We start from the raw sequence: 12,154 nt of genomic DNA on the forward strand, positions 1-12,154 counted from the left end.
TAAGTTTGCCAAATGACCAATTCTACTGAATTTTTCCCAGCCTCTGGGGCAGATTTAACTCAGCAGTTCGAATTGGAGAGGGTTGATTTATGCGCTTTGCTTACTGCGGTAGCGCCGCCCGGCGAACCAGGCGCCGAGGAGCGCCAGCGCGCCCAGGACCAGGAAGGCGGCATTGCCGAAGCGGACATAGGGCGTGAAGCCGGCCGTGCCGCGCAGCGTGGCGGTCAGCATGCCTTCTTCATAGAAGGGCAGCAGCTGGGTGATCGTGCCGCGTCCGTCGATGATCGCCGTGGCGCCGTCGTTGGTCGAGCGCAGCATCGGCCGCCCGGTTTCGAGGGTGCGCATGCGCGAGATCTGCAGGTGCTGCGGGATCGCCACCGACTGGCCGTACCAGGACAGGTTCGACACGTTCAGCAGCAGGGTCGCCGGGCGCGGCGCATTGCGCAGCTGGTAGGCGATCTCCTCGCCGAACACGTCTTCGTAGCAGATATTGGGCAGCACCAGCTGGTCCTTCACCGCGAACGGCGCCTGCAGCGCCTTGCCGCGCGTGGCGTCGTTCAGCGGCAGGTTCAGCATGTCGGTGAACCAGCGGAAGCCCGGCGGGATGAATTCGCCGAAGGGCACCAGGTGCGCCTTGTCGTAACGGTAGGGCTGCGGCTGCGGCGACAGGGCAACCACGCTGTTGGCGTATTGCTGCGGGCCGTCGAGCAGGGGCATGCCGAGCGCCAGCGTGCTGCCGGTGGCGGTCGAGAATTGCTGCAGCCCTTCCAGGTAGCCGTCGGGCAGCTGGTGCGGGAAGACGGGAATCGCGGTCTCCGGCGTGGCCACCAGGTCGGCCGGCGCCTGGGTGATCATGCCGCGGTACTTGTCCAGGATGCTGTTCAGGAAAGCCAGGTCGAACTTGCGGTCTTGCGGGATGTTCCCCTGCAGCAGGCGCACGGTGATCGGCTGGCCGGTTTCCTCGGTCCAGGCGACGGTGCGCAGGCCTGCGCCGGCCGCCAGCACCACCGCCAGCAGGCCGATGGCCGGCCAGCGTGCGCGCTGGGTCAGCATCACGATGCAGCCGGCGCACAGTGCCACCAGCACGCCGATGCCGTACACGCCGACCAGCGGCGCATAGCCAGCGAGCGGCGCGGTGTCGTGGGCGTAGCCGGAGGCCGCCCACGGGAAGCCCGTGAACACCCAGCCGCGCAGCCATTCGGACAGGCCCCAGGTCACCGGCAGCACCAGCAGCAGGAAGGCGCCGACCGGCAGCGACCAGCGGCGGCGCAGCCAGGTGGCCACGCCGGTGGCGAAGGCCCCGTACAAGCCCATGTACAGGCCGAGCAGGATCACGCCGATCGTCGCCAGGAAGATCGGCAGGTGCGCGAAGCGCGTCATGAAGACGTACAGCCAGTGCATGCCGGCCACCGACCAGCCGAAGCCGAAGGCCCAGCCGAGCAGGGTGGCGCGGCGCGTCGAGCTGCCCATGCCCACCTGGTAGAACAGCCAGGCCAGGGCCAGGAACTGCACCGGCCACCAGCCGTAGGGCTGGAAGGACAGCAGGGAGCTCAGGCCGGCCAGGGTGGCGACGGCCAGGCCGAGGGGCGAGGGACGATTGCCGCGCAGGGACGGATCAGGCGCCACCGTGGGCTTGGTACGGCGGCGCAGCATCAGTCGTGGTCGTCTTCAGGCAGCGGAAGCTTCTCGACCAGCAGCACGTGGATCTGGCGGGCGTCGGCGCGCAGGACCTCGAAACGCAGGTTCTCCAGGTCGAACACCTCGCCCTTGTGGGGCATGCGCCCGAGGTGGCTGGCGACCAGGCCGCCGATGGTGTCGACGTCGTCCTCGGGCAGGTCGGCGCCAATCTCTTCGTTGAATTGCTCGATCTCGGTCAGCGCCTTGACGCGCCAGCGCGGGCCCAGCTGGCCCTCCTTGATCGACAGGATGTTGTCTTCTTCCTCGTCGAAGTCGTATTCGTCCTCGATGTCGCCGACGATCTGCTCGAGCACGTCCTCGATGGTGATCAGGCCGGCCACGCCGGAGTACTCGTCGACCACGATGGCCATGTGGTTATGGTTGGCGCGGAAGTCGCGCAGCAGCACGTTCAGGCGCTTCGATTCCGGGATGAAGATGGCCGGGCGCAGCATGTCGCGCACGTCGAATGATTCTTCAGCGTAATAACGCAGCAGGTCCTTGGCCAGCAGGATGCCGACCACCTTGTCGCGCTCGCCTTCGATGGCGGGGAAGCGCGAGTGGGCGGTTTCCAGCACGGTCGGCAGCCATTCCTCGATCGGCTTGGTGATGTCGATCACGTCCATCTGGGAACGGGGCACCATGATGTCGCGCACGGACAGGTCGGAGACCTGGAACACGCCCTCGATCATGGACAGCGCGTCGGCGTCGATCAGGTTGCGTTCGTGGGCTTCGTGCAGGACTTCGAGGAGTTCTGCGCGATTTTCTGGCTCGGGGGAGATGAGTGCGGTCAGCCGTTCGAACAGCGACCGATGGGGTTTGGCGTCCGATCGGACGTCACTGGGATACTCGGGCATAGTTGGCGTGAAGCCGTTGTTACGATGGGCATAGGATACACCAAAAGCCCGATTGCCTGATTTTGATGCAGACGGAAACTGGCTCTTGTGGTCATGCATGGGTGCGCCACGGGGCCCGGGCTTGTCCTATAGTCGGGGTAGTCCCCTACAGGAGCCAGTCATGCCAGTGCTCAATATCAACGGCGCCACGACCACCCTGAATGTTCCCGACGACATGCCCCTGCTGTGGGCGCTGCGCGACGTGGCCGGCCTGACCGGCACCAAGTTCGGCTGCGGCGTCGCCCTGTGCGGAGCCTGCACGGTGCACGTGGACGGCCAGCCGGTGCGTTCCTGCGTCACTCCGGTCGGCAGCGTGGCCGGCAAGCAGATCGTCACCATCGAGGCCATCGGCAAGGATCCGGTCGGGGCGAAAGTCCAGGCGGCCTGGCGCGAAGTCGACGTGGTCCAGTGCGGCTACTGCCAGTCCGGCCAGATCATGGCGGCCACGGCCTTGCTCAAGGCCACGCCCAAGCCGGGCGATGCCGACATCGACAATGCGATGACGGGCAATATCTGCCGCTGTGGGACCTACAACCGCATCCGCAAGGCGATCAAAATCGCCGCGGCCAGCTGAGGAGGGCGTCATGGAAGGGCTCAAGCAAGCGATGACGGAACTGTCGCGTCCCCCGGCCGTGGATGGACTACCGGATTCCGAAGCGCGCCGGCGCTTCATGCGCCTGGGCGCGGCTTCCGGCGGCGGCCTGCTGCTCGGCTTCTCGCTGTTCGGCTGCAAGCGCCAGGAAGAGAACCGGCAGGAGAAACCGTCCGAGAGCGCCGTCGGCCAGGCCACCGACAGGGCCTCGGCCCAGCCGGCCGGGCTGGCCCAGGACGCCTTCATCCGCATCGGGCGCGACGGCATCGTCACCCTGATCGTGCACAAGGTCGAGATGGGGCAGGGCACCTTCACCGCCATGCCGATGCTGCTGGCCGAGGAGCTGGGCGCCGATTTGTCCAAGGTGAAGCTGGAGCAGGCGCCGGCCAACAACAAGCTGTACGCCGACCCGCTGCTGGGCGGCCAGGTGACGGGCGGCTCGACCTCGGTGCGCGGCGCATGGAAGCCGTTGCGCGAGGCCGGCGCCATGGTGCGCGGCGTGCTGGTGGCCGCTGCGGCCAAGCAGTGGAACGTGGACGCGGGCGAATGCGCGGTGGTCGCTGGCACGGTCACCCACGACGCTTCGGGACGCAGCGCCCATTTCGGCGAGCTGGTCGATGCGGCCGCGAAGATGGAGTTGCCCAAGAACCCGGCGCTCAAGGATGCCGCGCAGTTCACCCTGATCGGCAAGCCGCACAAGCGCCTCGATTCGCCCTCCAAGTGCGACGGCACGGCGCTGTTCGGCATCGATGCGCGCCTGCCCGGGATGCTGGTGGCGGCCGTGACAGCCTCGCCCGTGGTGGGCGGCAAGCTGGCCACGGTCGACGAGCAGAAGGCGCTCGCCGTCCCCGGCGTGCGCGAGATCCTGAGAATCGACAACGCGGTGGCCGTGGTGGGCGAGCACATGTGGGCCGCGCGCAAGGGACTGGAAGCGGCGGCGCCCACCTGGAACGACGGCGCAAACGGCAACGTGAGCACGGCCAGCATCGTGGCCGACATGATGAAGGTGTCGAGCGGCGAGGGCGCGGTCGCGCGCGACGTGGGCGGCGCGTTGCGCAAGCTGGACGACAAAGGCGGGCGGCGCATCGACGCGGTCTACGAGGTGCCCTTCCTGGCCCACGCCACCATGGAGCCGATGAACTGCACGGTGGACCTGAAGAACGACGGCTGCGACATCTGGTGCGGCACCCAGGTCCCGGTGCTGGCCCAGGCGGCGGCCGCCAAGCTCACCGGACTGGGCGAAGGGCAGGTGCGGGTGCATAACTTCTACCTGGGCGGCGGTTTCGGGCGCCGGCTCGAGGTCGACTACGTGGCCCAGGCCGTGGCCCTGGCCAAGACCGCCAAGAGCGGCAAGCCGCTCAAGTTCGTGTGGACCCGCGAGGAAGACATCCAGCACGACATGTACCGGCCCTATTACGTGGACCGGCTGTCCGCGCGCCTGGACGACAAGGGCCGGCCGCAAGCCTGGTTCCATCGGGTGACCGGTTCCTCGATCATGGCGCGCTTCGCGCCGCCGGCGGTCAAGGACGGCATCGACCCGGACGCGGTCGAGGGCGCGCGCGACCTGCCGTATGCGATTCCGGACCTGCGGGTCGAATACGTGCGCCACGAGCCGCCGATCCCGACCGCCTTCTGGCGCGGCGTGGGCCCGACCCACAACATCTTCGTGGTCGAGAGCTTCATCGACGAACTGGCGCATGCGGCCAAGCAGGATCCTGTCGCTTATCGCCGAGCGCTGCTGGAAAAGTCGCCGCGTACCCTGGGCGTGCTGAACCTGGCGGCCCAGAAGGCCGGATGGGGCCGGCCCCTGAAGCCGATCGCGGGAAGGCGCGTGGGACGCGGCATCTCCTGCCAGTTCGCCTTCGGCACCTACATGGCGCAGGTGTGCGAAGTCTCGGTGGGGCCGGACGGCGAAGTGAAGGTGCACCGCGTGGTGTGCGCGGTGGACTGCGGGCAGGCGGTGAATCCGGACACCATCACGGCGCAGATGGAAGGCGGCATCGTGTTCGGCCTGAGCGCGGCGCTGTGGGGAGAAATCACCCTGGACAAGGGCAGGGTGCAGCAGTCGAACTTCGGCGACTACCGGGTGATGCGGATGAACGAGTCGCCGACGGTGGAGGTGCACCTGGTGACCAGCCGCGACGATCCGGGCGGGATCGGCGAACCCGGGACCTCGGGAATCGCGCCGGCCCTGGCCAATGCGGTGTTCGCTGCGACCGGGCAGCGGATCAGGAAGCTGCCGATCGGCGGCCAGCTGAAAAAGGCGTGAACCGGTAAATGCCGGCGGCCCCGCCGCCGGCGCGTGGCATCAATCCGAGTACGGATCCGGGTAGCCCAGCGCTTCCATGATGTCGCGCTCGAGCTGTTCCATTTCCTCGGCTTCCTCGTCGTGCTCGTGGTCGAAGCCCTGCGCATGCAGCACCCCGTGCACCACCAGGTGGGCGACATGCTCCTCGACCGTCTTCTTCTGCTCGTCCGCCTCGCGCTGCAGCACGTCGGTGCACAGCACGATGTCGGCTTGCACCGGCTCCTCGTCGCCCAGCTCCTCGCCCTCGTTATAGGCGAAGGTCAGCACATTGGTGGCGTAGTCCTTGCCGCGGTATTCGCGGTTCAGGGCCTTGCCCTCTTCGGCGTCGACGAAGCGGATGGTCAGTTCGGCGGGACCGAGCAGCGAGGACTCGACCCAGCGCCGCAGGTCGGCTTCGGTGATCTCGCTTTCCAGGCGCGGATCGGCGAACTGGACTTCCAGTTCAAGAGGATGTTTTTTTTCTTGCATTTTTCACCGGGGCGGGTTTGGGAAGGGCGGCCAGTTCCTGGATCGAGGTGTTCTTTTCGTACGCATCGATAATACGCGCAACCAGCGGATGGCGCACCACGTCCGCGCTCGAGAAGTGGGTGAAGGCGATCCCGCGCACGTCCTTCAGCACGTGCATGGCGTCGACCAGGCCCGAGCGCTGGGTCTTGTGCAGGTCGACCTGGGTCACGTCGCCCGTGACCACGGCCTTGCTGCCGAAGCCGATACGGGTCAGGAACATCTTCATCTGCTCCACCGTCGTGTTCTGCGCCTCGTCCAGGATGACGAAGGCGTGGTTCAGGGTGCGGCCGCGCATGTAGGCCAGCGGGGCGATCTCGATCACCTGCTTCTCGAACAGCTTCTGGGTGCGGTCGAACCCGAGCAGGTCGTAGAGCGCGTCGTACAGCGGGCGCAGGTAGGGATCGACTTTCTGGGTCAGGTCGCCGGGCAGGAAGCCCAGGCGCTCGCCCGCTTCCACGGCCGGACGGGTCAGGATGATGCGCTTGACGGCGTCGCGTTCGAGCGCGTCGACGGCGCAGGCCACCGCCAGGTAGGTCTTGCCGGTGCCGGCCGGGCCGATGCCGAAGCTGATGTCGTGCTCGAGCACCGCGCGCAGGTACTGGATCTGGTGCGGGGTGCGGCCGCGCAGGTCGCTGCGGCGGGTCTTGAGGGTGGGGCTGGTGGTCTCGGGCGATTCCCCGGCCTCTTCTCCTTCCTCTTCGGTCTTGGCCTCGGCAGGCGCAGAGGATGTCGATGCGCCCTCGATCTTTGGCTTGAGCCCGGCGCGCTGCTCCACCAGCGCCAGCTGCACTTCCTCGATCGGCACGACCTTGTTGGCGACGGCGTAGAAACGCTCGAGCAGTTCGACCGCGCGCTCGGCATTGCTGCCGCTGACGATGAACTTCTCGCCGCGCCGGAAGATGGTCACGTCCAGGGCAGCCGAGATCTGGCGCAAATTCTCGTCAAGCGGGCCGCACAGGTGGGCGAGCCGCGTGTTGTCGAGCGGCTCGGGGATGAAGTACGAGGGCTGGGTGGCTTGTGTTTTCAACTGGCTTTGGCAATCGTATCAAGGTTAGCGACGAGTTCGCCGCGCAGGTAGTAGTCGTGACTGGCGACGATGCGCACGTCGACCAGCTGGCCGACCAGGCTGGCTCCGGCCTGGCCAGGCTCGAAGTTGACCACGCGGTTGCCGTCGGTGCGGCCGGCCAGGTGGCCGGCGTCGCGCTTGGCCGGTCCTTCGACCAGCACGCGCTGCACCGTGCCGACCATGGCCGCGCTGTGCTTGCGGGTGTTGGCGTCGATCAGGGCCTGCAGGCGCTGCAGGCGCGCCAGCTTGACCTCGTGCGGGGTGTCGTCCTCGAGGTTGGCGGCTGGGGTGCCCGGACGCTTGCTGAAGATGAAGCTGAAGCTGTTGTCGAAGCCGACGTCCTCCACCAGCTTCATCATGGCCTCGAAATCGGCATCGGTCTCGCCGGGGAAGCCGACGATGAAATCCGAGGAAATCGTGATGTCGGGCCGCACTGCGCGCACGCGGCGGATGATCGACTTGTATTCGAGCGCCGTGTAGCCGCGCTTCATGGCGCCGAGGATGCGGTCGGAACCATGCTGCACCGGCAAATACAGGTTGTTGGCCAGCTGCGGAATCTTCGCGTAGGCGTCGATCAGGCGCTGGTTGAATTCCTTCGGGTGGCTGGTGACGAAGCGCATGCGCTCGATGCCGGGAATCTCGGCGATGTATTCGAGCAGCAGGGCGAAGTCGGCAACCTCGCCGTTTTCCATCGTGCCGCGGAAGGCGTTCACGTTCTGGCCCAGCAGCATGATTTCCTTCACACCCTGGGCGGCGAGGCCGGCGACCTCGGTCAGCACGTCTTCGAAGGGGCGCGAGACTTCCTCGCCGCGGGTATAGGGCACCACGCAGTAACTGCAGTACTTGCTGCAGCCTTCCATGATCGAGACATAGGCGACCGGGCCGTCGACCTTGGCCGGCGGCAGGTGGTCGAATTTCTCGATCTCGGGGAAGGAGATGTCGACCTGGGCCGCGCCGGTCTGGCGGCGGTTCTGGATCAGCTGGGGCAGGCGGTGCAGGGTCTGCGGGCCGAAGACCACGTCGACGTGGGGCGCGCGCTTGACGATGGCTTCGCCTTCCTGCGAAGCCACGCAGCCGCCCACGCCGATCACGAGCTCGGGCTTGTTGCGCTTGAGCTCCTTCAGGCGGCCCAGGTCGGAAAAGACTTTTTCCTGGGCCTTCTCACGGATCGAGCAGGTATTGAACAGGATCACGTCGGCATCCTCGGGCGTGTCGGTGCGCACCAGTCCGTCGGACGAGCCGAGCACATCCACCATCTTGTCCGAGTCGTACTCGTTCATCTGGCAACCGAAGGTCTTGATAAATACTTTTTTCTGCATGGAATGCTGTCGTGAAAGGAGAGCTGCTGCTTTGGCAACCCGTGGGCCCAGTTTACCTTATATCGCCTGAAGCCCCGGAAAGCGGCGCGTGCGCACCCGCTTTTTTATGCCGCTAGGAATGATTTATTTCTTAACCTAAAGTTATTGCAAAGCTGCTCAGATTGTTAAATGTTGGCTGCCGAACAAAGTGCGTTTGCATGCAGCGATTAAAATTTGTTTCGAGATATTTCTTTTTGTAAATCAATGGCTTCCGTGCGAGTTCCCATTTACAAAATATGTGAAGGAAATCTCTTGCGTGCGCCACACTTTGGCCCCATGTGCTGAAATGCCTATGTGACAAGCTTTCCGCACGATAGCTTGATTTCTGACAATGACTCACATGCGCCGTTTCGATATCGGACCGACGTGTAACACTGATAATTTGTTCGAAAGACAAGTACGCATGTGGGGAGCAAGACGTGGGAGCGCATGCACTCCGGGTCGTTTCAAAGGGTTTTCCTTAAGGGGATTTTCAGACTTGCGCTGTGTAATCCCTGAAACGGTTCCGGGAACTTATGTTGACGAAAGATAGTCTTTAACAAAAGTTCGCAAGGGAACTATTTTAACCAAACTCGTGAGGTAAACATCATGGCACAACAGCATCATGCTCTGTCTTCGCAGGAAAGTTATAACCCGAACCACCTGCTGGACATCCTGCTCGGGAAAATGCAGCTGAAGAATGACGCCGCGCTGTCGCGCATGCTCGAGGTGGCCCCTCCGGTCATCAGCAAGATCCGCCACCACCGTCTGCCGGTCGGCGCCTCGCTCCTGATCCGCATGCACGAAGTCACCGGTATGAGCATCCGCGACCTGCGCGACCTGATGGGCGACCGCCGCACCAAATATCGCCTGTCGGACGCACAAGGCCGTCCGAAGCCAGAAGAGAAGGCAGCCCAGGCCGCCGCGGCCGCAGCTGCGCAACAACAGCAAGGCCAGCAACAGCAGGGCCAGGGCCAGCAGTCCAACGAAGCTACGTCGTCAGGCAGCGGCACCTCGTCGACCGGCAACTATGCGCACTGATGCCGGGGGCATGACAGCCGCGACTGTCATGCCTTCGGTGTCGCAAGGTAGCGGCGCCGCTGCCTGACCGGGCGGCGCCGCACCGTTTTTCAGTACTTTTTCTTCCGCTAATGTCCGCCCTGAGGCTTCAGGCCATCAGGATCGCGGCCATTTCTTCGAACTGCAGTTCCGTTTCGTGGAACACGTGCAGCCACGCTTCTTCCGACAGGCCAAGGGCCGCCCATGCCACGCTGGACACGGCCGGCGCCAGTTCATCCGGCTCGCCGGCCAGGTCGAGCGCATGCGCCACGGCGTTGGCCACGTGCACGATGGTGGCCAGGAATCCCGCGCCCGCTTGCTCGGGCGCGTGATGCCATTCGATGGCCTGGCGCATCGTGTCCGAGAAATTCCAGTGCTCCGCCAGGGCCACCCCGGCCGCCACGTGGTCGATGCCGATCACGGCGCGTTCGAGCGCCAGCAATTCGCCGTCGTCCAGGCTGCGGCGCGCCAGCACGGCCTGGTAGTGTTCCGGATAGCGGGTCACCAGCACCAGGCGCCCGATGTCGTGCAGCAGGCCGGCGGTGAAGGCATAGTCCTGGTTGAAGCGTACGCGCCGCGCCAGCACCCGTGCACAGGCCGCCGTCGCCACCGAATGGCGCCAGAAGGCCTTGTCGCTGAAGCCCGGGCAGCGCCCGGTCGGGAAGCAGCCGGTCATGGCCGCCGCCGTGATCAGGTTGCGCGTGGTCTGGAAGCCCAGGAAGGTCATCGCCTGCTGGATGGTGGTGACCTTGACCTGCAGCCCAAAGCTCGACGAGTTGGCCAGGCGCAGGGTCTTTGCCGTCAGGGCCTGGTCCAGGGCCACTTTTTTCGCCAGCACCGAGATGTCGAGGTCTTCCTGTTCGATGGCGCCGAGCAGCTCCATCACGACGGCGGGCAGCGAGGGCAGGTCTTCCAGGCCGTCGGCCAGGTCGCTCGGTTCCAGCATCATGGCGCCACCCCGCGCTGGAGGCGGTAGTCCTCGACGTAGCGGCGCAGCAGGCCGGTGGCCCAGTCGTCGTGGTTGTCGCGGTCGTTGTTGCGGAAGACGTGGTCCAGCCTGGCCTGGACGGCTGCCGGATCGGGCGCTTCGGCTTGTTCGGACCGCGCCACCGGCACGGTGTCGATACCGTGCCGCGCGAGCGAGGCGATGATGGCTTCGCTCAGGACCGCACCCTTGGCCAGCAGCACCAGGCCGTTCAGGTCCAGCAATTCATGCGACAGCACCATGCCGGGTGTCGCATGGTTCAGGGCGACCAGCTGATAGGCTTCGCTCATTGTCTTCTCCTGCCATTTCTTTCTATTAATTCCTCATCGATCTTAACATTGGGAACTAGCTTGTCGGCCGACCATCGCAAAGACTGTCGTGTTCTTGCCGCAAGTCGATACCCTCGTCGAATGAATAGGTCACCAGACCTATTAAAGTGGAAATGTTGTACTCTTTGCCACCGGCCGGATCGGTTCCGGCCGCACCAACGTAGAGGAGACGTATGAAACTGTATTTCGCCCCGGGCGCCTGCTCGCTCGCGCCGCACCTGGTCCTGCTGCAGCTTGGCCTGCCTTTCACCGCCGAGCGCGTCAGCCTGCGCACCAAGCTGACCAAGGACGGCGTCGATTACCGCAGCATCAATCCGAAGGGCCAGCTGCCGGCCCTGGAGCTGGACGACGGCAAGCTGCTGACCGAGAACGCCGCCGTGCTGCAATACATCGCCGACCAGGCGCCGGAGAGCGGCCTGGCGCCGGCCCCGGGCAGCTTCGCGCGCTACCAGCTGATGGAGTGGCTGAGCTACCTGTCGACCGAGGTGCACAAGCGCTTCTCGCCGATGTTCTCGCCAGGCTGCACCGACGAGATCCGCCAGGCCGCGTGGGTGAGCCTGGCCGCTCCGCTGACCTACCTGGCGGGCAAGGTCGACGGCGGGCGCTACCTGATGGGCGAGCAGTTCACCGTCGCCGACGCCTACCTGTTCGCGATCCTGAACTGGATCGGCTTCGCCAAGTTCACGATGAACGACTGGCCGACCCTGCAGGATTATCACGCCCGTGTGGCGGCCCTGCCGGCGGTGCAGGAGGCGATGAAGCGCGAAGGCCTGGCGTGAGCCTGGTGCGCCGCGCCTGGCCGTCACGGGGTACCATGCGCGCATGAATCGTTATATTGCTTTGCTGCGCGGCATTAACGTAGGCCGCGCAAAGCGCATCGCCATGGCCGACCTGTGCAGGATGTTCAGCGAGCTCGGCTATACCAGCGTGAAGAGTGTGCTCAACAGTGGCAACGTGGTCTTCGACGCCGGCGGCATGAAGACCGCGGACGCCGCCGTGGCCATCGAGGAAGCGCTGGTACTGCGCCTGGGGGTGGGGGCGAAAGTCTTCGTGCTCGACCATCTGGAACTGGCGGACATCGTCGCCGACAATCCGCTGCTGGATCAGGCTGCCGATCCGGCGCGTTTGTACACCTTCCTGCTGACGGGGGAGGAGCAGCGCGCGCTGGTGACGGAGCTGTGCGCACGCGAATGGGGTGTGGAATCGCTGGCCCTGGGCCGGCGTGCCGCCTATGTGTGGTGTCCGGAAGGAATGCTCGACAGCGCCGCTGCGACAGCGCTGGGCAAGCAACTGGGAGACGGGACCACGTCCCGCAACTGGAATACGATCATGCGGCTGCACGGCCTGTGCAGCAACGGCGCCTGCCTGTCCTAGTCAAGACGCACCCAGGACGCGCCCGCG

12 protein-coding genes are annotated in these 12,154 nt (G+C 65.3%); 5 read left to right on the top strand and 7 right to left on the bottom strand.

Features of this window, described 5'->3' with window-relative positions; translation table 11 throughout:
• Nucleotides 1-87: 87 nt before the first annotated feature.
• Nucleotides 88-1,653: an apolipoprotein N-acyltransferase gene (lnt, locus tag J8847_RS09870; protein WP_211524528.1), complete on the bottom strand. Its 1,566-nt coding sequence runs from the start codon at nt 1,651-1,653 to the stop codon at nt 88-90.
• A complete protein-coding gene (locus J8847_RS09875) occupies nt 1,653-2,531 on the bottom strand; it encodes an HlyC/CorC family transporter (RefSeq protein ID WP_211524529.1) in 879 nt (292 codons plus the stop codon). Before J8847_RS09875 ends, lnt begins: the two co-directional genes overlap by 1 nt.
• Before the next feature lie 160 nt (nt 2,532-2,691).
• On the opposite strand from J8847_RS09875, the gene J8847_RS09880 reads away from it, so the two are divergent.
• Both J8847_RS09880 and J8847_RS09885 read left to right on the top strand, forming a co-directional pair.
• Nucleotides 2,692-3,144: a (2Fe-2S)-binding protein gene (locus J8847_RS09880; RefSeq protein WP_211524530.1), complete on the top strand. Its 453-nt coding sequence runs from the start codon at nt 2,692-2,694 to the stop codon at nt 3,142-3,144.
• Between the two features lie 31 nt (nt 3,145-3,175).
• Nucleotides 3,176-5,431, top strand: a complete 2,256-nt coding sequence (locus J8847_RS09885; protein WP_211524608.1) for a xanthine dehydrogenase family protein molybdopterin-binding subunit — start codon at nt 3,176-3,178, stop codon at nt 5,429-5,431.
• 39 nt (nt 5,432-5,470) lie between these two features.
• Here J8847_RS09885 and ybeY read toward each other — a convergent pair whose 3' ends face one another.
• Genes ybeY through miaB form a run of 3 tightly spaced genes read right to left on the bottom strand, consistent with a single transcriptional unit; the run spans nt 5,471 to nt 8,362 of the window.
• Nucleotides 5,471-5,938, bottom strand: a complete 468-nt coding sequence (gene ybeY, locus J8847_RS09890; protein WP_211524531.1) for an rRNA maturation RNase YbeY — start codon at nt 5,936-5,938, stop codon at nt 5,471-5,473.
• The gene (locus J8847_RS09895; protein WP_211524532.1) at nt 5,913-7,004 is read right to left on the bottom strand and encodes a PhoH family protein; all 1,092 of its coding nucleotides are present in this window, start codon (nt 7,002-7,004) and stop codon (nt 5,913-5,915) included. The genes ybeY and J8847_RS09895 overlap by 26 nt, the downstream gene beginning before the upstream one ends.
• Nucleotides 7,001-8,362, bottom strand: coding sequence for a tRNA (N6-isopentenyl adenosine(37)-C2)-methylthiotransferase MiaB (gene miaB, locus J8847_RS09900; RefSeq protein WP_211524533.1), 1,362 nt, complete (start codon nt 8,360-8,362; stop codon nt 7,001-7,003). Before miaB ends, J8847_RS09895 begins: the two co-directional genes overlap by 4 nt.
• A gap of 627 nt (nt 8,363-8,989) precedes the next feature.
• Between miaB and J8847_RS09905 the strand changes: the two genes are divergently transcribed.
• On the top strand, nt 8,990-9,421 hold the full coding sequence (locus tag J8847_RS09905; protein ID WP_211524534.1) for a hypothetical protein: 432 nt from the start codon (nt 8,990-8,992) through the stop codon (nt 9,419-9,421).
• A 127-nt stretch (nt 9,422-9,548) separates the two neighbouring features.
• On the opposite strand, the gene J8847_RS09910 is transcribed toward J8847_RS09905, so the two are convergent.
• Together J8847_RS09910 and J8847_RS09915 are read right to left on the bottom strand one after the other, a co-directional pair.
• On the bottom strand, nt 9,549-10,388 hold the full coding sequence (locus J8847_RS09910; protein ID WP_373999871.1) for an HDOD domain-containing protein: 840 nt from the start codon (nt 10,386-10,388) through the stop codon (nt 9,549-9,551).
• Nucleotides 10,385-10,714: a hypothetical protein gene (locus J8847_RS09915; RefSeq protein WP_211524535.1), complete on the bottom strand. Its 330-nt coding sequence runs from the start codon at nt 10,712-10,714 to the stop codon at nt 10,385-10,387. Before J8847_RS09915 ends, J8847_RS09910 begins: the two co-directional genes overlap by 4 nt.
• Nucleotides 10,715-10,926: 212 nt before the next feature.
• Between J8847_RS09915 and gstA the strand changes: the two genes are divergently transcribed.
• Both gstA and J8847_RS09925 read left to right on the top strand, forming a co-directional pair.
• Entirely contained in the window at nt 10,927-11,532 is a 606-nt protein-coding gene (gene gstA, locus J8847_RS09920) for a glutathione transferase GstA (protein ID WP_211524536.1), read from the top strand.
• A gap of 43 nt (nt 11,533-11,575) precedes the next feature.
• Nucleotides 11,576-12,127 carry a DUF1697 domain-containing protein gene (locus J8847_RS09925; protein ID WP_211524537.1) on the top strand — a complete coding sequence of 184 codons (552 nt, stop codon included), beginning with the start codon at nt 11,576-11,578 and terminating at the stop codon, nt 12,125-12,127.
• The last annotated feature ends 27 nt before the right edge of the window (nt 12,128-12,154 follow it).

It is taken from the genome of Massilia sp. AB1 (genome assembly GCF_018119385.1).
In the GTDB taxonomy this organism is placed as follows: Bacteria; Pseudomonadota; Gammaproteobacteria; order Burkholderiales; family Burkholderiaceae_D; genus Telluria.

Bases quoted from the DNA above. Each gene is read 5' to 3' on its own strand.
- lnt (WP_211524528.1), bottom strand. From the start codon at position 1,653: ATGCTGCGCCGCCGTACCAAGCCCACGGTGGCGCCTGATCCGTCCCTG.
- J8847_RS09875 (WP_211524529.1), bottom strand. From the start codon at position 2,531: ATGCCCGAGTATCCCAGTGACGTCCGATCGGACGCCAAACCCCATCGG.
- J8847_RS09880 (WP_211524530.1), top strand. From the start codon at position 2,692: ATGCCAGTGCTCAATATCAACGGCGCCACGACCACCCTGAATGTTCCC.
- J8847_RS09885 (WP_211524608.1), top strand. From the start codon at position 3,176: ATGACGGAACTGTCGCGTCCCCCGGCCGTGGATGGACTACCGGATTCC.
- ybeY (WP_211524531.1), bottom strand. From the start codon at position 5,938: ATGCAAGAAAAAAAACATCCTCTTGAACTGGAAGTCCAGTTCGCCGAT.
- miaB (WP_211524533.1), bottom strand. From the start codon at position 8,362: ATGCAGAAAAAAGTATTTATCAAGACCTTCGGTTGCCAGATGAACGAG.
- J8847_RS09905 (WP_211524534.1), top strand. From the start codon at position 8,990: ATGGCACAACAGCATCATGCTCTGTCTTCGCAGGAAAGTTATAACCCG.
- J8847_RS09910 (WP_373999871.1), bottom strand. From the start codon at position 10,388: ATGATGCTGGAACCGAGCGACCTGGCCGACGGCCTGGAAGACCTGCCC.
- J8847_RS09915 (WP_211524535.1), bottom strand. From the start codon at position 10,714: ATGAGCGAAGCCTATCAGCTGGTCGCCCTGAACCATGCGACACCCGGC.
- gstA (WP_211524536.1), top strand. From the start codon at position 10,927: ATGAAACTGTATTTCGCCCCGGGCGCCTGCTCGCTCGCGCCGCACCTG.
- J8847_RS09925 (WP_211524537.1), top strand. From the start codon at position 11,576: ATGAATCGTTATATTGCTTTGCTGCGCGGCATTAACGTAGGCCGCGCA.